22 protein-coding genes, 1 tRNA gene and 1 pseudogene are annotated in these 26,215 nt (G+C 30.3%); 18 read left to right on the forward strand and 6 right to left on the reverse strand.

The genetic code is table 11. The annotated features are described in order from the left end of the window. Nucleotides 1-60: 60 nt before the first annotated feature. From CAMP18497_RS00400 to CAMP18497_RS00435, 8 genes are all read left to right on the forward strand, one after another. Complete coding sequence (locus CAMP18497_RS00400; RefSeq protein ID WP_337212081.1) at nucleotides 61-606, forward strand: TlpA family protein disulfide reductase; 546 nt, start codon at nucleotides 61-63, stop codon at nucleotides 604-606. Then, nucleotides 606-1,472 (forward strand): signal recognition particle-docking protein FtsY, encoded by an 867-nt coding sequence (gene ftsY / locus CAMP18497_RS00405; RefSeq protein ID WP_337212082.1) that lies wholly within the window; start codon nucleotides 606-608, stop codon nucleotides 1,470-1,472. The genes CAMP18497_RS00400 and ftsY overlap by 1 nt, the downstream gene beginning before the upstream one ends. 3 nt (nucleotides 1,473-1,475) lie before the next feature. Continuing rightward, entirely contained in the window at nucleotides 1,476-2,816 is a 1,341-nt protein-coding gene (gene radA / locus CAMP18497_RS00410) for a DNA repair protein RadA (RefSeq protein ID WP_257938838.1), read from the forward strand. Then, nucleotides 2,807-4,315 carry a phytoene desaturase family protein gene (locus CAMP18497_RS00415; protein WP_337212083.1) on the forward strand — a complete coding sequence of 503 codons (1,509 nt, stop codon included), beginning with the start codon at nucleotides 2,807-2,809 and terminating at the stop codon, nucleotides 4,313-4,315. The genes radA and CAMP18497_RS00415 overlap by 10 nt, the downstream gene beginning before the upstream one ends. Nucleotides 4,316-4,377: 62 nt before the next feature. After that, a complete protein-coding gene (locus CAMP18497_RS00420) occupies nucleotides 4,378-5,058 on the forward strand; it encodes a F0F1 ATP synthase subunit A (RefSeq protein ID WP_039668715.1) in 681 nt (226 codons plus the stop codon). A gap of 123 nt (nucleotides 5,059-5,181) precedes the next feature. After that, nucleotides 5,182-6,600: an Asp-tRNA(Asn)/Glu-tRNA(Gln) amidotransferase subunit GatB gene (gatB, locus tag CAMP18497_RS00425; RefSeq protein WP_337212084.1), complete on the forward strand. Its 1,419-nt coding sequence runs from the start codon at nucleotides 5,182-5,184 to the stop codon at nucleotides 6,598-6,600. 2 nt (nucleotides 6,601-6,602) lie between these two features. Further along, nucleotides 6,603-7,505, forward strand: a complete 903-nt coding sequence (locus CAMP18497_RS00430) for an NAD(P)H-dependent glycerol-3-phosphate dehydrogenase (RefSeq protein ID WP_337212085.1) — start codon at nucleotides 6,603-6,605, stop codon at nucleotides 7,503-7,505. Next, a complete protein-coding gene (locus CAMP18497_RS00435) occupies nucleotides 7,502-8,665 on the forward strand; it encodes a metal-dependent hydrolase (RefSeq protein WP_337212086.1) in 1,164 nt (387 codons plus the stop codon). The genes CAMP18497_RS00430 and CAMP18497_RS00435 overlap by 4 nt, the downstream gene beginning before the upstream one ends. Nucleotides 8,666-8,676: 11 nt before the next feature. Here CAMP18497_RS00435 and CAMP18497_RS08270 read toward each other — a convergent pair whose 3' ends face one another. The 5 genes and pseudogenes from CAMP18497_RS08270 to CAMP18497_RS00455 all read right to left on the reverse strand — a co-directional run bounded on the left by CAMP18497_RS08270 (nucleotide 8,677) and on the right by CAMP18497_RS00455 (nucleotide 10,925). Then, nucleotides 8,677-9,225, reverse strand: coding sequence for a methyl-accepting chemotaxis protein (locus tag CAMP18497_RS08270; protein WP_391527395.1), 549 nt, complete (start codon nucleotides 9,223-9,225; stop codon nucleotides 8,677-8,679). Further along, a pseudogene (locus CAMP18497_RS08275) lies at nucleotides 9,205-9,972 on the reverse strand (PAS domain-containing protein); the annotation flags it as partial. The gene CAMP18497_RS08270 and the pseudogene CAMP18497_RS08275, both read right to left, overlap by 21 nt. Nucleotides 9,973-10,036: 64 nt before the next feature. Beyond that, nucleotides 10,037-10,471, reverse strand: a complete 435-nt coding sequence (locus CAMP18497_RS00445; RefSeq protein ID WP_337212087.1) for a hypothetical protein — start codon at nucleotides 10,469-10,471, stop codon at nucleotides 10,037-10,039. Nucleotides 10,472-10,490: 19 nt separating this feature from the next. Further along, nucleotides 10,491-10,576, reverse strand: a tRNA-Leu gene (locus CAMP18497_RS00450). A 25-nt stretch (nucleotides 10,577-10,601) separates the two neighbouring features. Then, complete coding sequence (locus tag CAMP18497_RS00455) at nucleotides 10,602-10,925, reverse strand: F0F1 ATP synthase subunit C (RefSeq protein WP_012661906.1); 324 nt, start codon at nucleotides 10,923-10,925, stop codon at nucleotides 10,602-10,604. Between the two features lie 194 nt (nucleotides 10,926-11,119). Between CAMP18497_RS00455 and CAMP18497_RS00460 the strand changes: the two genes are divergently transcribed. The 5 genes from CAMP18497_RS00460 to pckA are packed head-to-tail and all read left to right on the forward strand — an operon-like array spanning nucleotide 11,120 to nucleotide 18,591. After that, nucleotides 11,120-12,472, forward strand: coding sequence for a sodium-dependent transporter (locus CAMP18497_RS00460; protein WP_337212088.1), 1,353 nt, complete (start codon nucleotides 11,120-11,122; stop codon nucleotides 12,470-12,472). A gap of 9 nt (nucleotides 12,473-12,481) precedes the next feature. Then, nucleotides 12,482-13,819 carry a sodium-dependent transporter gene (locus tag CAMP18497_RS00465; protein ID WP_337212089.1) on the forward strand — a complete coding sequence of 446 codons (1,338 nt, stop codon included), beginning with the start codon at nucleotides 12,482-12,484 and terminating at the stop codon, nucleotides 13,817-13,819. 9 nt (nucleotides 13,820-13,828) lie between these two features. Further along, complete coding sequence (locus tag CAMP18497_RS00470; protein WP_337212090.1) at nucleotides 13,829-15,163, forward strand: sodium-dependent transporter; 1,335 nt, start codon at nucleotides 13,829-13,831, stop codon at nucleotides 15,161-15,163. Between the two features lie 58 nt (nucleotides 15,164-15,221). After that, on the forward strand, nucleotides 15,222-17,006 hold the full coding sequence (locus tag CAMP18497_RS00475; protein ID WP_337212091.1) for a biotin/lipoyl-containing protein: 1,785 nt from the start codon (nucleotides 15,222-15,224) through the stop codon (nucleotides 17,004-17,006). A gap of 10 nt (nucleotides 17,007-17,016) precedes the next feature. Next, a complete protein-coding gene (pckA, locus tag CAMP18497_RS00480; RefSeq protein WP_337212092.1) occupies nucleotides 17,017-18,591 on the forward strand; it encodes a phosphoenolpyruvate carboxykinase (ATP) in 1,575 nt (524 codons plus the stop codon). A gap of 17 nt (nucleotides 18,592-18,608) precedes the next feature. Here the strand turns inward: pckA and CAMP18497_RS00485 are convergent, their stop codons facing one another. After that, complete coding sequence (locus CAMP18497_RS00485) at nucleotides 18,609-18,974, reverse strand: histidine triad nucleotide-binding protein (protein ID WP_220555324.1); 366 nt, start codon at nucleotides 18,972-18,974, stop codon at nucleotides 18,609-18,611. Nucleotides 18,975-19,059: 85 nt separating this feature from the next. On the opposite strand from CAMP18497_RS00485, the gene pheS reads away from it, so the two are divergent. From pheS to CAMP18497_RS00510, 5 genes are read left to right on the forward strand one after another with little or no spacing between them, the layout of a single operon-like run. Continuing rightward, nucleotides 19,060-20,052, forward strand: a complete 993-nt coding sequence (pheS, locus tag CAMP18497_RS00490) for a phenylalanine--tRNA ligase subunit alpha (RefSeq protein WP_039668703.1) — start codon at nucleotides 19,060-19,062, stop codon at nucleotides 20,050-20,052. After that, complete coding sequence (gene pheT / locus CAMP18497_RS00495; RefSeq protein WP_337212093.1) at nucleotides 20,049-22,379, forward strand: phenylalanine--tRNA ligase subunit beta; 2,331 nt, start codon at nucleotides 20,049-20,051, stop codon at nucleotides 22,377-22,379. Before pheS ends, pheT begins: the two co-directional genes overlap by 4 nt. After that, entirely contained in the window at nucleotides 22,376-23,662 is a 1,287-nt protein-coding gene (gene aroA, locus CAMP18497_RS00500; protein ID WP_337212094.1) for a 3-phosphoshikimate 1-carboxyvinyltransferase, read from the forward strand. Before pheT ends, aroA begins: the two co-directional genes overlap by 4 nt. Further along, nucleotides 23,652-24,488 carry a 4-hydroxy-3-methylbut-2-enyl diphosphate reductase gene (locus CAMP18497_RS00505; RefSeq protein ID WP_039618941.1) on the forward strand — a complete coding sequence of 279 codons (837 nt, stop codon included), beginning with the start codon at nucleotides 23,652-23,654 and terminating at the stop codon, nucleotides 24,486-24,488. Before aroA ends, CAMP18497_RS00505 begins: the two co-directional genes overlap by 11 nt. Nucleotides 24,489-24,543: 55 nt before the next feature. Next, nucleotides 24,544-26,211, forward strand: a complete 1,668-nt coding sequence (locus tag CAMP18497_RS00510; RefSeq protein ID WP_337212095.1) for a 30S ribosomal protein S1 — start codon at nucleotides 24,544-24,546, stop codon at nucleotides 26,209-26,211. Nucleotides 26,212-26,215 lie beyond the last annotated feature (4 nt).

The raw sequence follows: 26,215 nt of genomic DNA on the forward strand, positions 1-26,215 counted from the left end.
CTTAAAGTTTTTAACTTTTTATGTTATACTTTTAAGCTTAAAAAATCATAAGGATAAGAATTGAAATTTAAAATTTTTTTAGTGATTTTTATTGCGGTATTTTTTGCTTCATGTTCTAGTGATAAAGAAAATTCTAACACTGAAAATACAGACAATGCAAGTTTGACTCAAAGTGAAAATACTGATTTTACTTTGAAATTTTTAGATGGTAGAAAAATGTATGTGAAATATCATGAACAAGCTTTTAATTTTGATGATACGGCTAAAGCTAAGTTGTTTGTTTTTTTTACAAGTTGGTGTACACCTTGTAAGGCTCAAATTCCACATTTAAATAATCTAGATAAAAAATATCAAGACAAATTTGAAGTAATAGCGCTTTTTTTAGAAGAAAATAAAGAGCAAGAAATATTAACTTTTATAGAAAATGAAAAAATAAAATTTCCAGCGGCTATAGGAGGGAATAATTTTGTTTTTTCCAAGGTTTTAAATGTCAATTCTATTCCAACAATGGTGTTGTTTAATGCAAAAGGCGAAAAGATTAAAGAGTATTTAGGGATAATCCCTGAAGAAATGCTAGATATAGATATACAAAAAGTGATAATGTAATGTTTGGATTTTTAAAAAATGGTTTGAAAAAAACCTTAGAAAGTATTCATTTAGTTAAAGCTTCAAATAAAATCATTACCAAATATTTGCTTGAAGAAATGCTTTTAGAAGCTGATGTGGCGTATGAAATAGTTGAAGAGATTATTTATTATCTTCCTCCAAATGATGAGGTTAAAAAGGCTGATTTAGAGCGTGTTATGGGGACTTATTTTATTTATGATAAGCCAGAACTTGCTAATGCTAAGCCTTTTGTGGATTTGATTTTAGGCGTAAATGGAGTAGGTAAGACTACAAGTATTGCTAAAATGGCACATTTGCATAAAGAAAATGGTGAAAAAGTTATACTTGGAGCTTGTGATACTTTTAGGGCAGGAGCTATAGAGCAGTTAAAATTATGGGCGCAAAAATTAAATATAGATATCATAGCTACTTCACAAGGACATGATCCTTCAGCAGTTGCTTATGATGCTATTTCTAAAGCTTTGGCAAAAAACTATGATAGAGTTATTTTAGACACAGCGGGACGCTTGCAAAATCAAAAAAATCTTGCTAATGAGCTTGAAAAAATCGTTCGCATAAGCAATAAAGCTATGCAGGGAGCTCCTCATAGAAAAATCCTTGTGCTTGATGGCACTCAAGGCGTAGCAGGAATTTTACAAGCAAAAGCTTTTAATGATTTAGTAAAACTTGATGGAGTGATTATTACAAAACTTGATGGAACCGCTAAAGGTGGAGCTTTATTTAGTATAGCAAGAGAGCTTGAGCTTCCTATTTTATATGTAGGAGTAGGAGAGCAACTAGGACAAATTCATGAGTTTAATCCTAATGAATATGTTAAAACTTTAGTTGAAGAGATTTTTGCATAATTTATGGCTAAAAAACATATTTTATTTGAATGTCAAGCTTGTGGAAATCAACAAAGTAAATGGCTAGGCAAATGTCCTGAATGTGGTTCTTGGGATAGTTTTGTTGAGCTAAAGCAAGAACAAATTAAGGTTTTAAAAGAGTTAAATTCACTCTCAAACACCCCAAGTTCTGCAGTATGTATAAATGATGTTATAGCAGAAAATTTCACACGTATTAGTACTGATGATAATGAACTTGATTTAGTTTTAGGTGGTGGGCTTGTTGTGGGTTCTTTGGTGTTAATTGGGGGTTCACCTGGGGTTGGAAAATCCACACTTTTATTAAAAATTGCTTCGAATTTGGCTAAAAGCGGTAAAAAAGTACTTTATGTAAGTGGTGAGGAGAGTAAATCTCAAATCAAACTGCGTGCAGATCGTTTGAATGCAAATTGTGAAAATTTATTTTTACTTACTGAACTTTGCTTGGAAGATATTTTAAGCGAACTTTCTAAAAAAGATTATGAAATTTTAATTATTGATTCTATTCAAACTTTATATTCTAATAAAATTACTTCAGCAGCAGGTAGTATCACTCAAGTTAGAGAAATTACTTTTGAGTTGATGCGCTATTCTAAGGCCAATAATATTAGCACTTTTATCATAGGACATATCACCAAAGATGGAGCTATAGCTGGACCTAGAATTTTAGAGCATATGGTAGATGTAGTGCTTTATTTTGAAGGCGATGCCAATAAAGAAATAAGAATTTTAAGAGGTTTTAAAAATCGTTTTGGAAATATTTCTGAAGTTGGTATTTTTGAAATGACTTCTAAGGGCTTGATTAGTGCTAAAGATATAGCTAATAGATTTTTTACGCGTGGCAAGGCAGTAAGTGGTAGTGCTTTAAGTGTAGTGATGGAAGGAAGCAGAGCTTTAGTGCTAGAAATTCAAGCCTTAGTTTGTGAGAGTGCTTACCCAAAACGCAGTGCAACAGGCTATGAAAAAAACCGTTTAGATATGCTCATAGCTTTGCTTGAGAGAAAGCTTGAAATTCCCTTGGGGCATTATGATGTTTTTATTAATGTAAGTGGTGGGGTGAAAATTAGTGAAACTGCAGCAGATTTAGCGGTGGTTGCAGCAATTATTTCAAGTTTTAAAAATCGTCCTTTAAGTAAAGATAGTGTTTTTGTGGGCGAACTTAGTTTAAATGGTGAGATCAAAGAAGTATTTTCACTTGATGTGCGTTTAAAAGAAGCTAAAATGCAAAAATTTAAAAATGCCATAGTGCCGGTTAAGCCTATGGAAGATCTTGGTTTAAAATGTTTTGTAGCCAAAGAATTACGTGAGGTTTTAGAATGGATGTAAAATTTGATGTAATTATTATAGGTTCAGGTCTTGGAGGCTTAAGTGCGGGTGCTTTTTTAGCTAGAAATGGTAAAAAAGTTTTAGTTTTAGAACAGCATTCTTTAATCGGTGGTTGTGCTACTTGTTTTAAAAGAAAAGGCGCTTTGATTGATGCGGGACTTCATGAGATGGACCTAGGTGAAGCAAAAACTGATATGAAGCATTTGGTTTTTGAAAAACTTGGTATAAAAAATAAAATTGAAATTTTACCTTTACCAAGTGCTTGGAGCATTAAAAGTAAAAATTATAATCTAACTTTACCTCATGGTATAGAAAAAGTAAAAGAGGTTTTGAAAAAAGAATTTCCACAAGAAAGTAAAGGTATAGATAAATATTTTAAAGCTATAAAAACGCAAGCTTATGCTATTCGAAGATTTCCTTGGGATTTAAAATTAAGTGAATTATTGTTATTTCCATTTAGCACTGCTTGGATATTTATTAAAAATAGATTGTTTAATAAAAAAGTTTATGATGTTTTAAATGCTTATATTAAAAATGATAAGTTAAAAAAGATTTTAAATGCAAATTTAAGTTATTATCATCATAATAGTAAAGAATTTATTTTTTCTTATCATGCTATGGCACAAAAACATTATTATGATGGTGGGGTGTATATTAAAGGTGGCTCTCAAGCTTTAAGTGGTGCTTTGGCTGAGGTTATCAAAGAAAATCAAGGACAGGTTTTAGCCAAGGCTGAAGTTGTTAAAATACTCACAAAAGATCAAAAAGCTTATGGAGTAGAATATACTCATAAAAATGAAACTCACACGGTTTATGCGCAAAAAATTATTGCTAATTGTGATCCTTTAATCGTGTATAAAGACTTGCTTAAAGATTTAAATTTAACCCAAGAAATCAAAGCAATAGAATCTAAAAAGCGTGCTTGTTCTTTGGTAAGTGCTTATTTTATTTATGATAAAGATATTTCTAAAATTTATGAAAATATGGATTATTGTAATTTTATATTTGAAGATGATTTTTTAAATAGTTCATATGAAAATACTAATATTTTAAAACTAGATATCAAAAAAAGACCTATAGCTTTTGTGAATTATTCTAAGGTTGATAGTGGCTTAGCTAGCGATAAATATATAGGTGTTGTAGCTTTTAGTTCAAATTATCAAGAGTGGGATTTAAATAAGCAAGATTATAAAGCTAAAAAAGAAGAAGTGTTGAAAGCTATAGTGCAAAGACTTGATGAGATTTTTCCAAATTTAAGCTCATACTTAATCCATCAAGAATTAGCCACTCCAAAAACTATACAAAGATATACTAAAGCTTATGAGGGAACAATTTATGGATTTTCTCAAGATCAAGAAGGGGCTAAATACAGATTACATTATAAAAGCAAAAGTGTAGAAAATTTGTATTTTGCTAATGCTTTTATATTTCCTGGCGGTGGTTTTACAGGTGCGATTTTGGGTGGATATTTTTGCGCAAATAAAATGAATTTTCATTAAAATATAAGCAATTTTTTTTTATAATATTAGCTTTGAAATATTTATTCTGCTAAGGATTTTTAATGAAAGATTTATTTTTGTTTAGTTCTTTTATAGATTCTAGTCACACTTTTGCATACTTTTTTCATTTGGGTATAGTGGTTGTGATTTCTTTGATTTTAGCAAAACTTGCTACAAGATCTATGCAAATTGTCCCAAGAGGTAGTCAGAATTTAGCTGAAGCTTATATGGAAGGCATTTTAAGCATGGGTAGGGATACTATGGGTAGCGATGAAGCTGCTAGAAAATACTTGCCTTTAGTTGCAACTATAGGTTTTATGGTGTTTTTTAGTAATATTATAGGAATCATCCCTGGTTTTGAAGCTCCAAGTGCTAGTTTAAATTTTAGTGCTTCTTTGGCTATTATAGTATTTGTGTATTATCATTTTGAAGGCATTAGAACTCAAGGGTTTTTTAAGTATTTTGCACATTTCATGGGACCTGTGAAAATTCTAGCGCCTTTAATGTTTCCTATAGAAGTGGTTTCTCATTTTTCAAGAGTTATTTCTTTATCTTTCCGTTTATTTGGTAATATCAAGGGAGATGATTTATTCTTAGCAGTCATTTTAGCTCTTGTGCCTTGGGTTGCACCACTACCTGCTTATATGCTTTTAACTTTTATGGCATTTTTGCAATCTTTTATTTTTATGATTTTAACTTATGTTTATTTAGCAGGTGCAACTGTAGTTGATGAGCATCATTAATTTTTAAAAAGCAAAAATATTTTTTTTGCTTTTTCTTTTTTAATATACTTCTTTTATTCTTTTTTAAACTCTTTTTGAAATAAAAAACGCTAGAATAATCAAAAAATTCTAAGGAAAATTTTAATGTTTGAAGTTGTTATAGGACTTGAAGTTCATGCACAATTAAATACAAAAACAAAAATCTTTTGCTCATGTGCGACTTCTTTTGGAGAAAAATCAAATACTAATGTATGCCCAACATGTTTAGCTTTACCAGGTGCTTTACCTGTATTAAATCAAGAAGCGGTAAAAAAAGCCATAGCATTTGGAAAAGCGGTTAATGCAACTATAAATAAAAAAAGTATTTTTAATAGAAAAAATTATTTTTATCCTGATTTGCCAAAAGCTTATCAAATTTCGCAATTTGATATTCCTATAGTAGAAAATGGCGAGTTGTTTATCAATGTAAATGGAGAAAATAAACGCATAGGTATTACTAGAGCTCATTTAGAAGAAGATGCGGGAAAAAATATACATGAGAGTAATTTTTCAAAAGTAGATTTAAATAGAGCAGGCACGCCCTTGCTTGAAATCGTTAGTGAACCTGAACTTAGAAGCTCTGATGAGGCAGTGGCTTATTTGAAAAAGTTACATTCTATTATAAGATTTTTAGATATTTCAGATGCAAATATGCAAGAAGGTAGTTTTAGATGTGATGCTAATGTTAGTATTCGTCCAAAGGGCGATGATAAGCTTTATACTAGAGTGGAGATTAAAAACTTAAATTCATTTCGTTTTATCCAAAAGGCGATTGAGTATGAAGTAAAACGTCAAAGTGAAGCTTGGGAAGATGGAAAATACGACCAAGAAGTTGTGCAAGAAACAAGATTATTTGATACGGTTAATTTAGTTACTAGAAGTATGAGAGGCAAGGAAGATTCTGCTGAATATAGATATTTCCCTGATCCTGATCTTTTACCTGTAATTTTAGATGATGAAATGCTAAGTCAAGATATACCTGAACTTCCTGATGAGAAAAAAGCTAGATTTGTTAGTGAATTAGGTATTAAAGAAAGTGATAGTGAAGTGATTGTTTCTTCATTGGAGCTTTGTAGATATTTTGAGTATCTAATTAACCAAAAATTAAACCCAAAACTTTGTGTTACTTGGCTTACGACTGAGTTAATGGGGCTTTTAAAAGGCGAATTGACCATAGAAAACTCACCTGTAAAACAAGAAAAATTGGCTATTTTAATCAAACGTATAGAAGAAGGTGTTATTAGTGCTAAAGCAGGTAAGGATATTTTAGCTTATGTGTTTGAAAATACAGAAGTTGGAATTGATGATGCTATTGAAAAACTTGGTTTAAAACAGGTTAGTGATGATGGTGCTATTGAAAAGATTATTGATGAAATTTTAGCAAACAATGAAGATAAAGTAGCTGAATATAAAAGTGGTAAAGATAAACTTTTTGGTTTCTTTGTCGGCCAGGCAATGAAAGCAGGTAAGGGTGCATTTAATCCTGCTAAGGTAAATGAAATTTTAAAAGCAAAACTTGGTTAAATATGAAAATAGCAGTTGTTGGTGCAGGAAAATGGGGAAGTGCTTTATATGATGCATTGAGCGTTAAAAACGAATGCGTAATAACTTCTTTTCACGAAAAAGATCTTTCTTATTTTGTTAGCACCAAAGAAGCTTTAGAATATGAATATTTAGTTTTTGCTTTATATGCTCAAGGAATACATGAGTGGCTTGTAAATAATTTTAAAGATTTAAATCAAAAAATTCTTGTAGCTTCTAAGGGTATTGATTGTAAAAGTTTAAAATTTATGGATGAGGTTTTTAGCGAGTTTATAAGTAGTGATAGACTTTGTTTTTTAAGTGGTCCTTCTTTTGCAAGTGAGGTGCTAGAAAAAAAACCTTGTGCTTTGGTTGTTAGTGGTAAAAATCAAGATCTTTGTAATCAATTTGCAAGTTTTTTTCCAAATTATATTAAAACTTATACAAGTTCTGATGTTAAAGGTGCTGAGATTTGTGGTGCATATAAGAATGTTTTAGCAATTGCAAGCGGGGTTTGCGATGGCTTAAATTTAGGTAATAATGCAAGAGCTTCTTTGGTTTCAAGAGGCTTAGTAGAAATGCACCGTTTTGGGCAATTTTTTAATGCTAAAGAAGAAACATTTTTAGGACTTAGTGGGGCCGGAGATTTATTTTTAACAGCTTCAAGCAATCTATCAAGAAATTATAGAGTAGGTTTAAGTTTGGCTAGTGGTAAAAATATAAAAGATATTTTAATGGAACTTGGCGAGGTAGCTGAAGGAGTGCAAACTGCTTATGCTATACATTCTTTATCAAAACAATTTCAAATTTATACCCCGATTGTTAATGAAGTAGTCTTAATGCTAGAGGGTAAGAATGCTTGGGAATCTTTGAAAGATTTGATGTCATCAAAGGAGGAAATATCATGATTATCAAAAATGCAAAAATTTATGGCGAGCAAAAGCTTGATCTTAAAATAGAAGATGGAAAAATCACTCAAATTGCTAATGATTTAAATGATGATGAGCATATTGTTGATATAGAAGGTAAGACTTTACTTCCTTCGTTTATTGATTTAAATGTTAGTTTGCTTGATAATGAATTTAGTATAGATAAATTATATAATCTTGAAAAAGCATGCTTAAAAGGTGGGGTGGGGACTATTGTTTTAAAAGATAGTTTAGAAGCTAACACTCAAGGCTATGTGCTTTATTTTGATAAATTAAAATCTTTAGATATTAATGTTTTACCTACTATTAATGTATTAGATAAAACAGAAAAATTAAAAAATATTGCTACCTTAATTGATATGGGCGCAAAGGGCTTAGAGCTTTCAAGTACTTTAGGTGCAAATTATTTAAGACAATGTATGCAATATGCTAATATGAAATCAACTCCGGTGTTTTTAAAGTGTTTTGATGAGAGTTTTGATGATCATGGAGTGATGAATGATGGACAAATAAGTTTTGAATTAGGACTTATAGGAATTAGCAATATAGCTGAAACTAGTGAAGTAGCAAAAATGAAAGAACTAGTGGAGTTTTATAAAAACAAAGCTTGTTTTAGCTCTTTAGCAATTGCAAGATCATTTGAATTATTGCATGATCAGTATAGTGAAATCTCAATTCATCATTTAATTAAGGATGAAAGTGCATGTGAAAATTTCAACACTCAAGCAAAAATTTTACCTCCACTAAGAGCAAAAGATGAATTAATAAGCCTTAAAAAATTACTTCAAAATAAAAAAATTACTTTCTTAAGCTCTTTGCATACTCCTAGCACTAAAAAAGATTTAGCTTTTGATGAAGCAGATTTTGGAGTTAATGCTATAGCTATGTATATGAGTTTATGTTTTACATATTTAGTAAAAGAAGGTATCTTAGCTTGGAAAGAATTATGTGATTTTACAAGTTATAATCAAGCGCATTTTTTAGGATTAAACAAAGGCAAAATAGAACTTGGATTTGATGCTGATTTAGTTGTATTTGATGAAAATCTTTCTTTTAAAGGGGAAGGTTTATATGTAAATGATATCTTGCAAGGCAAGGTAGAGAAAAGCTTTATAGCAGGAAAAGTTTTTAGCATTTAAGCTAAAAACTTTTATTTATTTTGCATAGCTTGAGCTACTTGAGCTGAGCTATTTCTAATTTTTTCCATACACTCTCTAGCTTCTTTAGCTAAATCCACACTTTGATTTACTCCGCTTAAGCCATCTTTGATACTTTGTACCACTTCAGCTGTTACATTTCTAATAGAATTAATGGTAGTAGTAATTTCATTTACTGAATGTCCAGTTCTTTCGGCGAGATTTCTAACTTCATCAGCAACTACAGCAAAGCCTCTACCATGCTCACCTGCACGCGCTGCTTCAATAGCTGCATTTAGTGCTAAAAGATTAGTTTGATCAGCTATATCGCTAATAGTTTGAATGATATTTTTGATTTCTTCAGATTGCTCATTTAATGATGAAACCAAATTACTACTATTATTCATCATATCAGCAATGCCTTGAATATTTTGAACCGTATTTTCTATGACGCTATCACCTTCTTGAGTGAGATTATCATTTTGCTCAGCTAATTCGCTGATAAGTTTTAATTTTTCCTCATCTCTTACAACTTGCTCAGTAATATCTGTTGCAAATTTAATAACTTTGTAAATTTCTCCATCATCATTTTTGATAGGATTATAACTTGCTTCTAGGTGGATAAGTTTATTATTTTTACCAAAGCGTATGAATTTTCCTGATTGAAATTTACCGCTTCTTAATTCTTCCCAAAAAATTGTATATTCTTTTGAATTTCTAAATTTTTCTTCACAGAACATACTATGGTGTTTTCCTTTGATTTCACTTAATGAATAACCCATAGTTTGAGTGAAGTTTTCATTAGCATTTAAAATTTCTCCATAAGGATTAAATTCAATAATAGCCATAGAACGATTAGCCGCATCTATGGTGTTTTTTAGATCAAGCATTTCATAGTGTCTTTGAGTGATATCATTAGCAAATTTAATAACCTTATATACTTCGTTATTTTGATTTAAAATAGGAAGATAATTAGCTTCAAGATAAATGTCTTTTCCACCTTTTGCAATACGTCTAAAAAGCCCATTTCTTGATTTACCACTTTTTAAATCTCTCCAAAAATCAACATAGCGTTGTGATTTTACTACCTCAGGTAAGCAAAACATACTATGGTGTTTTCCTTTGATCTCATCTAGAGAGTAATTCATGGTTTTTAGAAAATTTTCATTGGCACTAATGATGGTTCCATCTGTTTGGAATTCTATCATTGCCATGGTTTTGCTTATAGCATTAAGTATATCTTGAAAGGCTTGGTTAGATTGCTCTAATTGAGTAATTTGTTCATTAATTTTTTTCTTGTTGATAAACATAAAACCCCTTTATAAAATAATTTTAAATTATATAGTATTTTTTAAAATAAATAATTTGCTTATATTAGTTTTTTGTTAAATTAGAGAATTTTTCTTGCAAAGAAGTTCTCATTGAATCATTGATTTTTTCACCATTATTTAGGTATTGCTCGTTAAGATTTTCAAACTCTTTTAAAAACTCAAAAAGAGTTTCTTCCCATAAAGCACTATTTTTTTTACTTAAATTCATGGTTTGAATATGATTAAGTTTTCTACTCATATCGCTTAAATTTTCTAAAAATTCATCTTTATGGTTTTCATTTTGAAGTGTAAAAGTATTTTGTAAAAGATTATTTTTGATATTTCTTATTTCTTCATTGATTAGATCACAAAACTCAGGATAAATATCATTTTTTATAGGCTCAAGTAAAGCTTGCTCGTCTAATTTTAAAGTATATTTTTTAATAGCAAAGAAAAGAATTAAAAAAGCTATCGCGCTGATTAAGAGATAAAAAGCCATTTTTTAAATTTCCTTAAAATGGTGCGGTTAGCGAGATTTGAACTCGCACACGCTGAGCGCACCACCCCCTCAAGATGGCGTGTCTACCAGTTCCACCATAACCGCATAAAGCCCTAAATAGGGCTTTAAATTAAGCTGCTACTAATGCTTGGAATGGGTTAGCATAAAGAGCGATAAGAGCAATAACAAGTGCATAAATAACTTGAGCTTCAATCATCGCCAAAGCAATAAACATAGTAGTCATTAATTTACCACCAAGACCAGGGTTTCTAGCAGTACCTGCTATAGTTGCTGCTGCAGTATTACCCATACCAATAGCACCACCTAAAGCTGCAACACCAAGTCCTAAACCTGCTGCTAAGATAGAAAAAGAAGCTAACCATTGATTCATAGAACCTTCAGCTGCAAATGCAAAACCGCTTAAAGCTAGCATTAAAAATACGATTTTTTTCATAGTTTTTCCTTATAAAAATTTAAATCCTTTCGGCTTGCGTATCCCTACTCGTGATTTATAAAAGCGAAATTATATATCAATATAGCTTTAAAATTATTGAAATTTAAATTAATATATCTATTTTAAAACAAATTAAAGTTTTTTTTAGCTACATTAAAAGTTTTTTATAGTTTTATAAATTTAAGGTTATTTTTATGAATGAAAAATTTTCTAAAATAGGTTTTGTATTAGCAGTGGCAGGCTCAGCTGTTGGGCTTGGAAATGCTTGGAAATTCCCAACTTTAGTAGGACAAAATGGAGGCTCAGCCTTTGTGCTTTTGTATCTCCTTTTGACTTTGGGAGTAGGTTTTGTGATATTTTTAGCCGAACTTAGCATAGGAAAACTTAGTGAAAAAGATCCTGTAAATGCTTATTATACTTTAGCACCAAAACACAAAAGAGCTTGGTCTATAGTTGGCTTTTCTTTAATAGGTGCTATTTTAATTGTTTCTTTTTATAGTGTGATTATAGGATGGATTGTAAAATATGCTTATTTTGGGTTTTTTCCTTTACCAAAAAGTATAGAAGAGAGTGGCGCTATTTTTGGAAATTTACTTTCTAATGATGTCTTATCTCAATTTATATGTTTTACTTTTGTATTTATAGTTATTTTTTATGTTGTATCAAAAGGTGTTAAAAGTGGTATAGAAAAACTCAATGTTTGGATGATGCCAAGCTTATTTATACTACTTATTTTAATGCTTGGATATTCTTTTAGTATGGATGGTTTTTCTAAAGCGAGTGAGTTTTTATTTTCTCCGGACTTTTCTAAGCTTAGTGTAGGAGCGTTTTTGAGTGCTTTAGGGCTTGCTTGTTTTTCTTTATCTATTGGAGTGGGCTCGATTATAACTTATTCAGCGAGTTTATCAGATAAAACAAATTTTATTACAAGTACTATTAATATTATTATTATTAATATTATTATTGGTATTATGATGGGGCTTATTGTATTTACTTTTATATTTGAATTTAATGGCAATCCAGCTCAGCAAGGTCCAGGTTTGATTTTTGTATCTTTAATGAGTTTGTTTTCAAATATTGTTCCAATCGGTTTTTTACCTTTAGGAAATATTTTAGCTGTAGCCTTTTTTATAGCTTTATTTTTTGCAGGGATTACTTCAGCAGTTTCCATGATAGAGCCTTTAACTTTTTATTTAATCAACTCTTATAATTTTACAAGAAAAAAAGCTTTGATTTTTATAGCTTTCATTGTATATTTTTTGGGAAGTTTGTGTATTTTATCAGGAATTGAGTGGAGTAAAGATTCTTTAGAATTTTTTGGAAAAAGTTTTTTTGATATATTAGATTTTATTGCTTCAAATTTAATGATGCCTTTGGGTGGATTATTTGGGGCAATCTTTGTAGGTTTTGTGCTTAAAAAAGAAGCTTTACAAACTTTATTTTATCCTTATATGAGGGGTAAATACTTTAAGTGTTGGTATTTTTTTGTAAGATATATCTCGCCTTTAGCGGTGATTTTAATCATGGTAAAACAATTATTTTTTTAAGGTTAAAAGATGAATGAAAAATTTTCTAAAATAGGTTTTGTATTAGCAGTAGCAGGTTCAGCTGTTGGACTTGGAAATGCTTGGAAGTTTCCAACTTTAGTGGGTAACAATGGCGGATCAGCTTTTGTAGTGGTGTATTTACTTTTAACCTTAGGTGTGGCTTTTGTGATATTTTTAGCCGAACTTAGCATAGGAAAACTTAGCGAAAAAGACCCTGTAAATGCTTATCATACTTTAGCACCAAAGAACAAAAAAGCTTGGTCATTTGCGGGATTTTTTATGCTTGGTGCTATTATTTTAGTGTCTTTTTATAGTGTTGTTATAGGCTGGATAGCAAAATATGCTTATTTTGGATTTTTTGAATTACCTAAAGATACAAATGAAGCAGGAGCTATTTTTGGAAATTTACTTTCTAATGATGTCTTATCTCAATTTATATGTTTTACTTTTGTATTTATAGTTATTTTTTATGTTGTATCAAAAGGTGTTAAAAGTGGTATAGAAAAACTCAATGTTTGGATGATGCCAAGCTTATTTATACTACTTATTTTAATGCTTGGATATTCTTTTAGTATGGATGGTTTTTCTAAAGCGAGTGAGTTTTTATTCGTGCCTGATTTTTCAAAATTAAGTGTTAATTCTATATTAGATGCACTAGGGCTTGCATTTTTTAGTATGTCTTTGGGCGTATGTGTGATTTTAACTTATGCAGCAAGTTTGCCCGATAAAACAAATTTTATAAGTAGTTCTTTAAATATTATCATTATTAATACTATTATTGGTTTAATGATGGGGCTTATTGTATTTACTTTTATATTTGAATTTGGAGCTGATCCTACTCAACAAGGACCAGGGCTTATATTTATATCATTAACAACACTTTTTGCAAAATTAGGATTTTTAGGAAATATTTTAGCTATAGCCTTTTTTATTGCATTGTTTTTTGCAGGAATTACTTCAGCTATTTCCATGATAGAACCTTTTACCTTTTATCTTATAAATCGTTATCAAATTTCAAGAAAAAAAGCTTTGGTTTTTGTGGGTATGATTGTTTATTTTCTTGGAAGTTTATCTATACTTTCTTTTTATCATGTAAGTGCGCCAAGTTTAAATTTCTTTGGAAAAAGTTTTTTTGATATTTTAGACTTTTTCATACAAAATTTACTAATGCCAATTTCTGCTTTAATTACAGCATTTTTTGTGGGTTTTGTGCTTAAAAAAGAAGCTTTACAAATTTTATTTCGTCCCTTTATGCGCGGGGTGTATTTTGAAATTTGGTATATTTTTTTAAGATATATTTCTCCATTAGCGGTGATTTTAATCATGGCTAGACAGCTTTTTTTCTAAGGTATTAAAATGAATGATAAATTTTCTAAAATAGGTTTTGTATTAGCAGTAGCAGGTGGAGCTATAGGACTTGGAAATGCTTGGAAATTTCCAACCTTAGTAGGCCAAAATGGTGGTTTTGCTTTTGTGCTTTTGTATTTGCTTTTGACTATTAGTATAGGATTTTGTGTATTTTTGGCTGAAATTGCCATGGGAAGATTAAGTCAAAGTGATCCTGTAAATGCTTATAAAAGCTTAGCGACTAAATATGCTCAAAAATGGAAATTTGCTGGATTTTTTATGCTCGGTGGAATTTTTGTATTATCTTTTTATCTTGTTATTATGGGTTGGGTTTTAAAATACATGATAACTTCGATTTATTATTTACCTAGCAATACTCAAGAAGCAGGAGCTTTATTTGGAAATTTAATACAAAATAGTATTTTAGAAAGTAGTTTGTATTTTTTAGTTGCTTTTTTTCTTGCTTTATTTGTTGTTTCAAGAGGGGTTAAAAGTGGTATAGAAAAACTTAATGTTTGGATTATGCCAAGCTTGTTTATCATGCTTGTTTTAATGCTAGTGTATTGTTTTTTTCAAGATGGTTTTAAGGAAGCTTTTGTTTATTTGTTTTATCCTGATTTTACTAAGCTTAGTTTAAACTCTGTTTTAACAGCTTTAGGTCTTGCTTTTTTTACTTTATGTTTAGGTATAGGTTGTATTACCACTTATGCAGCTTCATTAAAAGATGATACAAATTTAATTACAAGTTCAATTGTAATTGTGCTTTTAAATATCAGTATAGGTTTGATGATGGGGCTTATTGTTTTTACTTTTATATTTAAATTTAATGCTAATCCCGCAGAAGGTGCTGGACTTGTATTTATATCTTTAACAACTTTGTTTTCTAATTTAGGCACTATTTTCGGGCATTTTTTAGCCTTTTATTTTTTCTTGGCTTTATTTTTTGCAGGAATTACTTCAGCAGTTTCTATGATAGAACCTTTTACTTTTTATCTTGTAAATGAATATAAAATTTCAAGAAAAAAAGCTTTGGTTTTTATAGGTTTTGTAGTTTTTCTTTTGGGAATGAGTTGTATTTTATCTTTTAGTGCTAGCTATAGGGCTAGTTTTAGCTTTTTTGGTCTAAGTTTTTTTGATATTTTGGATAAATTAACTTCTAATTTTATGCTCCCGCTTGGAGCGATTGCAAGTGCTATTTTTGTAGGATTTTTTATAGATAAAATAAAAATTTATAATTTATTTTCTAAATTTATGAGTAGAAGTATTTTTGAAGTATGGTATTTTTTACTTAGATTTGTTGCGCCTATTGCGATTATTATCATTATGTTAAATCAAATTTTATAAATTTATTTTTTAAGAAAGTAGAGTTATAATTGCAAAGATGTAAAAATAAGGAAAAATTATGGCTAAAAAGTTAATTGATGTAATGGATACCACATTTAGAGATGGTTTCCAATCTGTTTATGGTGCTAGAGTTTTAATGAATGACTTTTTTCCTGCCCTAGAAGCAGCTAAAGAAGCAGACATTAGGCATTTTGAATTTGGTGGTGGAGCTAGATTTCAAAGCTTATTTTTTTATTTAAATGAAAATGCCTTTGAAATGATGGATAAATTTAGAGCCATCGTTGGAAAAGAAGCAAATTTGCAAACTCTTGCAAGAGGGGTTAATACCGTAGCACTTGATACAGGTAGTAAAGAAATTATTGACTTGCATGCAAAAATGTTTGCAAAACATGGCACAACCACCATAAGAAATTTTGACGCATTAAATGATGTAAATAATTTAAAATTTAGTGGAGAATGTATAGTTAAGCATGGTTTAAAACATGAAATTACTATTACTTTAATGGATTTACCTCCAAAATGTAAAGGTGCGCATGATGTACCTTTTTATGAAAGAATTTTAAAAGAAATCCTACAAGCACAAATTCCTTTTGATAGTATTTGTTTTAAAGACGCAAGTGGAACTTCAAATCCAAATAAAATTTATGAAGTTATTAAAATGGCTAGAAAAAACTTGCCTGAAAATATGCATATAAGATTACATACGCATGAAACTGCAGGGGTGAGTATAGCATGCTATTTAGCAGCTTTGGAAGCAGGTGTTGATGGTATAGATTTAGCTGCTGCTCCTGTTAGTGGTGGTACCTCTCAACCTGATATTTTAACCATGCTTCATGCTCTAAAGGGAAGTAATTTTGATCTTGGTTTGGATGAAGAGAAAATTTTAAAATATGAAGAAGTGTTAAAAGATTGCTTAAAAGATTATTTTCTACCACCTGAAGCAACGGCGGTAAATCCTTTAATACCTTTTTCACCTATGCCAGGTGGGGCATTAACTGCTAATACACAAATGATGAGAGATAATAATATTTTAGATAAATTTCCTCAAGTTATAAAAGCCATGCAAGAAGTAGTAGAAAAAGGTGGCTATGGTGCTTCGGTTACTCCTGTATCGCAGTTTTATTTTCAACAAGCTTTTAATAATGTAATGTTTGGTCCTTGGAAAAAAATAGCAGATGGGTATGGTAAGATGGTTTTGGGATATTTTGGAAAAACTCCTGTTGCTCCAGATCCTGAAGTAATCAAGCTTGCAAGCGAGCAATTAAAATTAGAACCAACTACAAAATTAGCCACAGATATTGCTGATGCAGATGAGAGTAAAAGCATAGCTTATATTAAAAACTTATTGGAAAAAGAAAATTTAGAAACAAGTGAAGAAAATATTTTTATCGTTGCAGCTTGTAAAGAAAAAGGCATAGCTTTCTTAAAAGGCGAAGCTAAGGTTAATGTTAGAAAAAATAGCAAATTAAAACCAAGCCTTGTTAATGAAAATCAATTTACCGTTTCAGTTAATGGTAATAAATACCATGTGGAAGTAAGTGCAGGTTTTGATAGAGATGTTAATGTTAAAAGTGCTGTCAAGGTAAATTCAGACAAAACAGAAGTGAAAAAGGCACAAGTAGATGATAGTGCTAATGCCATCGTTGCGAGTATGAATGCAAATGTATTTAAAATTTTAGTCAAAGAAAATGATAGTGTAAAAGCAGGGCAAGTTGTAGCTGTACTTGAAGCTATGAAAATGGAGATTGAGGTTAGCGCAAGTAAAGATGGAGAAATCGCAGAACTTTTAGTAAATGCTGGTGAGAGTGTAAGTGAAGGCCAAGCTTTAATGACTTATAAATAAGGAGGCAAAAATGATAGGTTTAGAAAATTTAGGTTTAGAAAATATCGGACAAGTTTTTCATAATCTTAGTTATGATGAGCTTTTAAAGCACGAAAAAAACAATAATGAAGGTGTATGTACTAAAAATGGTACCTTTAGTGTGGATACGGGAATTTTTACTGGAAGAAGTCCTAAGGATAAATATTTTGTAAAACAAGATCCTTCGCAAAAATATATTGCTTGGGGTAAGATTAATCAACCTATTAGTGAAGAATTATTTGAAAAACTTTTAGCAAAAGCTAAAAAGCAACTTAGTAATAGTGATATTTATATTCAAGATACATATTGTGGGGCTTCATTAAAAAGTCGTAAAGCTGTGCGTTTTGTGACACAAATTGCATGGCAAGCGCATTTTGTAAAAAATATGTTTATTCGCCCAAAAGAAGAAGATCTTAAAGAGTTTAAGTCTGATTTTGTGGTATATAATGCTTGTAAATGTGTGAATGAAGACTATAAAAAAGATGGTTTAAATTCAGAGGTTTTTGTAATTTTTAACATAGAAAAAAATATAGCAGTAATTGGTGGAACTTGGTATGGCGGAGAGATGAAAAAAGGAATTTTTTCTATGATGAATTATTGGCTTCCACTAGAAAATAAACTTTCTATGCATTGTAGTGCTAATGTTGGAGAAAAAGGCGATGTGGCGCTTTTCTTTGGGCTTAGTGGCACAGGTAAAACTACTCTTTCAACCGATCCAAAAAGAAAATTAATAGGCGATGATGAGCATGGTTGGGATGATGAGGGTGTGTTTAATTTTGAAGGAGGTTGTTATGCAAAATGTATTAACCTTGACCCTCAAAGTGAGCCAGAAATTTATGGAGCTATAAAGCAAAATGCACTTTTAGAAAATGTAGTTTTAAAAGATGATTTAAGTGTTGATTTCAATGATGGTTCTAAAACTGAAAATACTAGAGTTTCTTATCCGATAGAACATATTTTAAATCACGAGCCAAGTCTTAGCGCAGGTCATCCTAGTAATATTATTTTCCTTTCAGCAGATGCTTTTGGTGTTTTACCTCCGGTTAGTAAACTTAGCAAAGAACAAGCAATGTATTATTTTCTAAGTGGTTATACTGCAAAAGTAGCAGGAACTGAAAGAGGTATTACTGAGCCTGTTGCGACTTTTTCAGCTTGTTTTGGAGAAGTGTTTTTGCCATTACACCCAACTGTTTATGCAAAACTTTTGGGCGAAAAAATCAGCAAGCATAATGTAAATGTTTATTTGGTAAATACCGGTTGGAGCGGTGGAGCTTATGGTGTAGGCAAAAGAATGAGTATTAAAGCTACTAGAGCTTGCATTAATGCGATTTTAGATGGTAGCATACAAAATTGTGAGTTTGAAAACTATGATTTATTCAATCTTGCAGTTCCAAAAGAATTAGCGGGTGTAGAAAGTAAGTTATTAAACCCTATTAATACTTGGGAGGATAAAAAAGCTTACGAAGAAACCAAATTAAAGCTTGCAAAAATGTTTATAGAAAATTTCAAACGCTATGAAGATGTAAAAGAAGGAGCAGAATTTAAATTAGCTGGTCCTGCTATCTAAAAAGAGTTAAGCTCTTTTTAGAATAGTGATTCAGGATTGATTTGGGTTTCTTTATTTTTTGGAAGCTCAAATCCACCTAACATATGAAAATGTAAATGAAAAACCTCTTGTCCGCTATTTTTTCCACAATTTGTGATTAATCTATATCCACTTTTATCAAGTCCTAAAAGAGTAGCTAATTCTTGAATGAATTGTGTCATTTCGCTCATTAATTCAGGTCTTAATTCTTGAAAGTTTTCAAAATGCTCTTTTGGAATGATTAAAATATGAATAGGTGCTTTAGGATTGATATCATGAAAAGCTAAAAATTTTTCACTTTCTAAAACTTTATTAGCAGGGATTTTTCCTTCTATAATTAGTTCAAATACGGTTTTTTCTCTCATTTGGTAGTCCTTTTTTTTGTTATTTTTGCTAATTTTAAATAATTTTACATTAGAATGTTTAAAAAAAATTTAGTTGGAGCTAAAATTGCAAGATATGATAGAAAAAATTGCTTCTGCAAGTACTTTAGCAGAACTTGAAAATATAAAAGTAAGTGTTTTAGGAAAAAAAGGTATTTTGACTTTAGAATTTGCAAAGTTAAAAGATTTGCAAGGTGAAGAAAAAAAAGAATTTGCTAATGGTTTAAATAAAGCAAGAGATGAATTTAATGAAGCTTATCAAATAAAATTAAAAGAATTAGAAGAAAAAGCTTTAAATGAAAAAATGAAACAAGATGTGCAAGATTTTAGCTTTTTTGATGAAACTTCAAATGCAGGTGCTTTGCACCCAATCATGCAAACTATGGATAAAATCATAGAATATTTTACAGCTTTAAATTTCAGCATAGAAAAAGGGCCTTTGATCGAGGATGATTTTCATAATTTTGAAGCATTAAATTTACCACAAAATCATCCTGCAAGAGATATGCAAGATACTTTTTATTTTGAAGATAAAACCTTGCTTAGATCCCAAACTTCTCCGGTGCAAATTAGAACTATGCTATCTCAAAAACCACCTATTAGAATGATAGCACCAGGTGCAGTTTTTAGAAGAGATTTTGATATTACCCATACGCCTATGTTTCATCAAGTAGAAGGACTTGTGGTAGAAGAGGGTGATAAGGTAAATTTTGCAAATTTAAAAGATATGCTAGAACATTTTTTAAAACATATGTTTGGTGATGTAAAAGTGCGTTTTAGACCTAGCTTTTTTCCTTTTACAGAGCCATCTGCTGAGGTAGATATTTCTTGTGTGTTTTGTAAAGGTTGTGGATGTAGGGTTTGTAAGCAAACAGGATGGCTTGAAGTTTTAGGATGTGGCGTTGTTGATCCTAATGTTTATAAATTTGTTGGCTATAAAAATGTAAGTGGCTATGCTTTTGGTTTGGGTGTGGAGCGTTTTGCTATGCTTTTGCATAAAATTCCTGATTTGCGTTCTATGTTTGAAGGTGATTTAAGATTATTGGAGCAATTTAGATGATTATTAGTAGAAATTGGTTAAATGAATGGATTGACTTAAGTGAAATATCAACACAAACTATAGTAAATATTTTAAATTCTATAGGATTAGAAGTTGATAGTTTCAAAAGTGTTAAAGCTCCCCAAAAAGTTGTAGTAGGTAAGGTTTTAGAAAAAGTTAAACATGAAAATTCAGATAAATTGAATATTTGTAAAGTAGATGTTGGGAATGAAATTTTACAAATTGTTTGTGGGGCAAAAAATGTTGATAAAGATCAATTTGTAGCCGTATCCTTAGTGGGTGCAGTGCTTCCAAATGGACTTGAGATAAAACCTGCCAAACTTAGAGGAGTTGAATCTATGGGTATGATTTGCTCTTCTAGTGAGCTTGGTTTTGGAAAAAGCAATGAAGGTATTATGGTTTTAGATGAAAGCATGGGGGAATTAGTTCTAGGAAAAGCCTTAAATGATTATGAACTTTTTAATGATGAATTAATTGAAATAGAACTTACTCCAAATCGCGGGGATTGCTTGAGTTTATATGGTGTTGCTAGAGATTTAAGCGCAGCGCTTGATTTAAATTTAAAAGAATTAAATCCTTTAAAAGAAAGTGAAAATAGCGTAGGTATAGGAAGAATACTAAGTGTTAAAAATCAAAGCGATGTTGAAGGCTTTTTTGCTTATAAAGCATTAGAGATTAAAGAAGAATTTAAGCTAAATATCACGATACAAATTCGTCTTGCTTTGATTGAATTATATAAAAACAACAACATAGAAAATCTTTTAACTTATGCAACTCATGCAAGTGGGGTGATTTTTTGTGCTTATGATTTTCATAAGCTTTGTAAAGAATGTCAAATCGATGAAAAGATTATCTTAGAAATTAAAACTCAAGAACATGGAGAATATGGAGTTTATTATAAAGATGAATTGATTGCTTTAGCAGGTATAGAGCAAGAAGATAAATTTAAAATCAATGATGAAAGTAAAATCATCATTATAGAAGCAAGCTACACTCATCCTCAAACTATAGCAAACGCAATAGCCTTTTATAAAAAGAAAAATGACACTATATATCGTTCTTTAAGAGGTAGTGAACCTAAGCTTTCTTTGGGAATGGAGTATTTATTTAATGAGTGCTTGAAAATTAGCGCGATGAGTGTTTTTTCTGGAAGTCAACAAGTTTTTAAAGAAAATGAAGCAAATATTATTGGTATTTTTGGTGCAGAGATTGATAAAATCATTGGTATGCCTATAGATAAAAATAATTTAGTAAAAATTCTTAAAAAACTAGGCTTTGAAATAAGTGTAGTAAATGATGAGCAATTTAATATCAAAATCCCACTTCATCGCAGTGATATAGCAAATATAGCTGATATTAGTGAAGAGATAGTAAGAATTATTGGTATTGATAATATCCCATCAAAAGCTTTAGAATTTAAAGAAAAAAATCGCTTAAATAAAGTATATTTTGATTATCAAGAGCTTAAAAATTTAAGATTAAAAGCAAGTAGTAATGGATATTTTGAAAGTGTGCATTATGTTTTAGATAATGAAGAAGAATTAAGTCAATTAGGATTTAAATGCATTAAAAATAAGCTTATTAATCCTATCACCAATGAGCTTAATACTTTAAGAAGTACTTTGATAAATCATCTTTTAAATGCAGCAAGCTTTAATCTAAGAAATTCAAAAAAGAAAATCAAACTTTTTGAGTGTGGTAGTGTTTTTGATGAGTTTTCAAACGAGCATGCTAAATTTGCAATGATCTTTAGTGGCCACAAAGAAGAAGCTAAAATCACAAATAAGGCCAAACCTGTTTTGGTAGATTTTTATACTTTTTTAGCAGAATTAAAAAGCATTATAGGTGATTTTAGTTTGCAAAAATCAGAATATGCATTTTTAAGCCCATATGAGCAAGCAAATGTATATAAAAATGGTAAGCGCATAGGGTTTATAGGTAGAGTGCATTTAAGTATAGAAAATAAAAGAGATTTGACTAAAACTTATATTTGCGAGCTTGATTTAGAGGGCTTAAAACAAGACTTTAAAACCGCTAAAGCTTATTCTAAATTTCCATCTATGAGCAGGGATTTAAGTATAGTTATACCTAAGGGTTTTGAATATGAAAAAATCAAACACACTATTGCTAAATTAGATATTGAAAGATTAGAAAGTTTTAGAGTGGTAGATTTATATACAGATGAGAATTTAGGCGATTTTTATAGCTTGACTATTAATTTAGTATTTAGAGATTTTGAAAAAACCTTAGAGGATAATATTATCCTTGAATATATTGATAAAATCATCAAAGCTTTAGATGATGAGCATGGTTTAAAACTTCGATGAAAATCAGTCCTATTGGTTCTTTTACAGCAGAGCTTGAAGATATAGCTTCTGATAAGTCTATATCTCATCGCTTTGCTATTTTTTCTTTACTCACTCAAGGAACTTGCAAAATTAAAAATTATTTAAAAGCACAAGATACTTTACATACTTTAGCAATTATTCAAGCTTTGGGAGCTGAGGTTGAAGAAATTGATGGATTAATTTATATTAAAGCTCCAAAATATATAAAATCTCCAAATTGTGTTTTAGATTGTGGCAATTCAGGTACAGCTATGAGACTTTTAATAGGTCTTTTAAGTGCTATTGAAGATAAATTTTTTGTACTTAGTGGGGATTGTTATTTAAATGCTAGGCCGATGAGACGTGTAAGTGAGCCTTTGATGAGTTTAGGGGCTAAAATTTATGGAAGAGCTAATGCAAATTTAGCACCTATTTGCATACAAGGAGCTAAGTTGGATGGTTTTGATTTTAGTAGTAATATTGCTTCAGCTCAGGTAAAATCGGCTTTAATTTTAGCAGCTTTATTTGCCAAAAAAGAAAGTTATTTTAAAGAAATTGAGCTTTCAAGAGATCATAGTGAAATTATGCTTAATAAAATGGGAGCTTGCATTGAATATTTAAATGAGGATAAAACTTTTATCAAAATAAATCCTTTAAAAGAAAAATTAAAAGCATTTGAAGTATGTGTACCAAATGATCCATCATCGGCCTTTTATTTTGCCTTAGCTGCTTGTATTTTACCTCATTCAAAAGTAGTTTTAAAAAATGTTTTGTTAAATAAAACACGCATTGAGGCCTTTAAAATTTTAGAAAAAATGGGTGCAAAGATCACTTATAATATTATCAATGAAGATTTTGAAAGTATTGGAGAAATTTGTGTTGAAAGTGCGCCTTTAAAGGCGGTAAATGTGAGTGAAAATATCGCATGGTTGATTGATGAAATTCCAGCTTTGGCCATAGCTTTTGCTTGTGCAAAGGGAAAAAGCGTTATAAAAAATGCTAAAGAATTGCGCGTAAAAGAAAGCGATAGAATCAAATCAATTGTATTAAATTTGCAAAAATGTGGCATAAAGGTAAAAGAATTTGAAGATGGTTTTGAAGTAGAAGGTGGCGAAGCTAAAAGTGCTAAAATAGAAAGCTTTGGAGATCATAGAATTGCGATGAGTTTTTTAATTTTAGGTTTAAGATGTGGAATGGAAGTAGATGATAGTGAATGTATTAAAACTTCTTTTCCAAATTTTATTGAGATTTTAAAGCAAATAGGAGCTAAAATTGGAGATTGAACTAGCAAAAAGCTATGGATTTTGTTTTGGGGTAAAAAGAGCTATTAAAAAGGCTGAACAGATTAAAGATGCAGCTACCATAGGTCCTTTAATCCATAATAATGAAGAAATCACAAGACTTTGGAAAAATTATAATGTTAAAACATTAAATGATATCAATGAATTAAGCACAGAAAAAAAAGCTATCATTAGAACCCATGGTATTACAAAGCAAGATTTAGAAAAATTAAAACAAAAAGATATAGAAATTTTTGATGCAACTTGTCCCTTTGTGACTAAACCTCAAAAAATTTGTGAGCAAATGAGCAATGAAGGCTATGAAGTTGTAATTTTTGGAGATGAAAATCATCCTGAAGTAAAAGGGGTGAGAAGTTATGTAAGTACTAAGGCTTATGTAGTGCTTGATGAAAAAGAATTGCTTGATATTAAATTGCCTTCTAAAATTGCAGTGGTATCACAAACTACAAAAAAGATAGAAAAATTTATGGAGATTGTAAATTTTTTAATGCTTAGAGTTAAAGAAGTGCGTGTTTTTAATACCATATGTGATGCGACTTTTAAAAATCAAGAAGCAATCAATGAGCTTGCTAAAAAAAGTGATGTAATGATAATAGTTGGAGGAAAAAATTCAGCTAATACTAAGCAGCTTTTTTTAATAGCAAAAAATTACTGTGAGAATAGTTATTTAATCGAAAATGAAAAAGAGATTCAAAAAGAATGGTTTAGTGGCAAAGAAAAATGTGGTATTAGTGCAGGTGCTTCTACACCAGATTGGGTGATTGACTTGGTTTTGGAAAAAATCAAAGAATACACCAAAATTAACTAAGTTTAAAGAAAACAATACTATAATCAAGAATTAAAATTTAAAACAAAGGACCACGATGAGCGAGGTGAACAAAAAAGTTCAAAACAGACTAGAGGATATTATCATAGAAGAAGATTTTGAGCAAATGCTTGAAGAATCTTTTAAGTCTGATGAGGAGGCAACTACACAGGGTATAATTGTCGCGATTAAAGGCGATGAAGTATTTGTAAATGTAGGGCAAAAATCAGAAGGTATTTTAGCAATGGAAGAAATTCAAAACGACAAAGGCGAATTTATCTTCAAAGAAGGCGATACATTAGAAGTTGCTATAGTGGGTTCTCGCGGTGGCAGATCTTTACTTTCTCATAAAAAAGCTTTAAGAAAGCAAAAAGTTAAAGAATTCATTGATAATTATAAAGATGATGAAAGCATGTTTGATGTAAAAATCATTGGTAAAAATAGAGGTGGCTTTGTGGCTGTGGATGAAAATGGAGTAGAATTTTTCTTGCCAAAATCACAAAGTAGCTTTAAAGATTCAAATAACATCATCAATAAAACTTTCAAAGTTAAAATCATCAAAATAGATAAAGAAGCTCAAAGCATAGTAGTTTCTAGAAAAAAAATAGTAGATGAGGAAAGAAAAAAACGCAAAGAGATTATCTCAAATGTGTTAAATCAAGAAGAAATTATAGAAGGTATTGTTAAAAAAATCACCACCTATGGTATGTTTGTTGATGTAGGCGGTGTTGATGGTTTGGTTCACTATAGTGAAATTTCTTACAAAGGGCCAGTAAATCCTAGTTCATTGTATAATGAGGGCGATAAGGTTCCTGTAAAAGTGATTAAATATGATAAAGATAAAAAACATCTTTCTTTATCTATCAAACTTGCTATGCCTGATCCTTGGGATGAAATTAAAGATGGTTTAGAGGTTGGTGATACTATTAAGGTTACAGTTTCAAATATAGAGCCATATGGTGCTTTTGTTGATTTGGGAAATGATATAGAAGGATTTTTACATATAAGTGAAATTTCTTGGGATAAAAATGCTAAAAATCCAAAAGATTATATTAGCGAAGGCCAAGAGCTTGATGTAGAAGTAATTGAGATTAATGCTAAAGAAAGAAGACTTAGAGTTTCTTTAAAAAATTTATTAGCAAAACCTTTTGATGAGTTTTTAAAATCACATAAAGTAGGTGATGTGGTAAAAGGTAGTGTTACTTCTGTGACTAATTTTGGTGCCTTTGTAAAAATTGCAAACTTAGAAGGTTTATTGCATAATGAAGACGCTTCATGGAATAGAAACGATAAATGCAAAGATATGTATAAAGTTGGTGATGTTATAGAAGTTAAAATCATCAAGCTTGACAAAGAAAATCAAAAAATTTCTTTAAGTACTAAAGAATTGCAAAAAAGTCCTGTACAAGTTTATGCACAAAAACACCAAGTGAATGATATTATCTCAGGAAAAATTAGAGATATTAAAGATTTTGGAGTTTTTGTAGAGCTTGAAGAGGGTGTTGATGCGCTAATCCACAAAGAAGATTTAGGTAATATTGATTTTTCAAGTTTAAAAGTAGGCGATACAATAGAAGCTTTAATTGTTTTCATTGATGAAAAGAAAAATAGAATTCGTTTAAGCGTAAAAAGTCTTGCAAGAATGAAAGAAAGAGAAGCGTTAAATGAAATCAATGATAATGATAAAGTAACTTTAGGTGATATTATCAAAGATCAACTTTCATAATAAC

The sequence above is a fragment of the Campylobacter sp. W0066.1 genome (assembly GCF_024723635.1).
Lineage (GTDB): Bacteria > Campylobacterota > Campylobacteria > Campylobacterales > Campylobacteraceae > Campylobacter_D > Campylobacter_D lari_C.

Coding starts and splice junctions, on each gene's coding strand:
- aroA (WP_337212094.1), top strand. CDS start 22,376: ATGAAAATCAGTCCTATTGGTTCTTTTACAGCAGAGCTTGAAGATATA.
- CAMP18497_RS00445 (WP_337212087.1), bottom strand. CDS start 10,471: ATGGCTTTTTATCTCTTAATCAGCGCGATAGCTTTTTTAATTCTTTTC.
- ftsY (WP_337212082.1), top strand. CDS start 606: ATGTTTGGATTTTTAAAAAATGGTTTGAAAAAAACCTTAGAAAGTATT.
- CAMP18497_RS00460 (WP_337212088.1), top strand. CDS start 11,120: ATGAATGAAAAATTTTCTAAAATAGGTTTTGTATTAGCAGTGGCAGGC.
- pheT (WP_337212093.1), top strand. CDS start 20,049: ATGATTATTAGTAGAAATTGGTTAAATGAATGGATTGACTTAAGTGAA.
- CAMP18497_RS00510 (WP_337212095.1), top strand. CDS start 24,544: ATGAGCGAGGTGAACAAAAAAGTTCAAAACAGACTAGAGGATATTATC.
- CAMP18497_RS00485 (WP_220555324.1), bottom strand. CDS start 18,974: ATGAGAGAAAAAACCGTATTTGAACTAATTATAGAAGGAAAAATCCCT.
- CAMP18497_RS00455 (WP_012661906.1), bottom strand. CDS start 10,925: ATGAAAAAAATCGTATTTTTAATGCTAGCTTTAAGCGGTTTTGCATTT.
- CAMP18497_RS00435 (WP_337212086.1), top strand. CDS start 7,502: ATGATTATCAAAAATGCAAAAATTTATGGCGAGCAAAAGCTTGATCTT.
- CAMP18497_RS00430 (WP_337212085.1), top strand. CDS start 6,603: ATGAAAATAGCAGTTGTTGGTGCAGGAAAATGGGGAAGTGCTTTATAT.
- radA (WP_257938838.1), top strand. CDS start 1,476: ATGGCTAAAAAACATATTTTATTTGAATGTCAAGCTTGTGGAAATCAA.
- pckA (WP_337212092.1), top strand. CDS start 17,017: ATGATAGGTTTAGAAAATTTAGGTTTAGAAAATATCGGACAAGTTTTT.
- CAMP18497_RS00475 (WP_337212091.1), top strand. CDS start 15,222: ATGGCTAAAAAGTTAATTGATGTAATGGATACCACATTTAGAGATGGT.
- gatB (WP_337212084.1), top strand. CDS start 5,182: ATGTTTGAAGTTGTTATAGGACTTGAAGTTCATGCACAATTAAATACA.
- CAMP18497_RS00415 (WP_337212083.1), top strand. CDS start 2,807: ATGGATGTAAAATTTGATGTAATTATTATAGGTTCAGGTCTTGGAGGC.
- CAMP18497_RS00470 (WP_337212090.1), top strand. CDS start 13,829: ATGAATGATAAATTTTCTAAAATAGGTTTTGTATTAGCAGTAGCAGGT.
- CAMP18497_RS00420 (WP_039668715.1), top strand. CDS start 4,378: ATGAAAGATTTATTTTTGTTTAGTTCTTTTATAGATTCTAGTCACACT.
- CAMP18497_RS00465 (WP_337212089.1), top strand. CDS start 12,482: ATGAATGAAAAATTTTCTAAAATAGGTTTTGTATTAGCAGTAGCAGGT.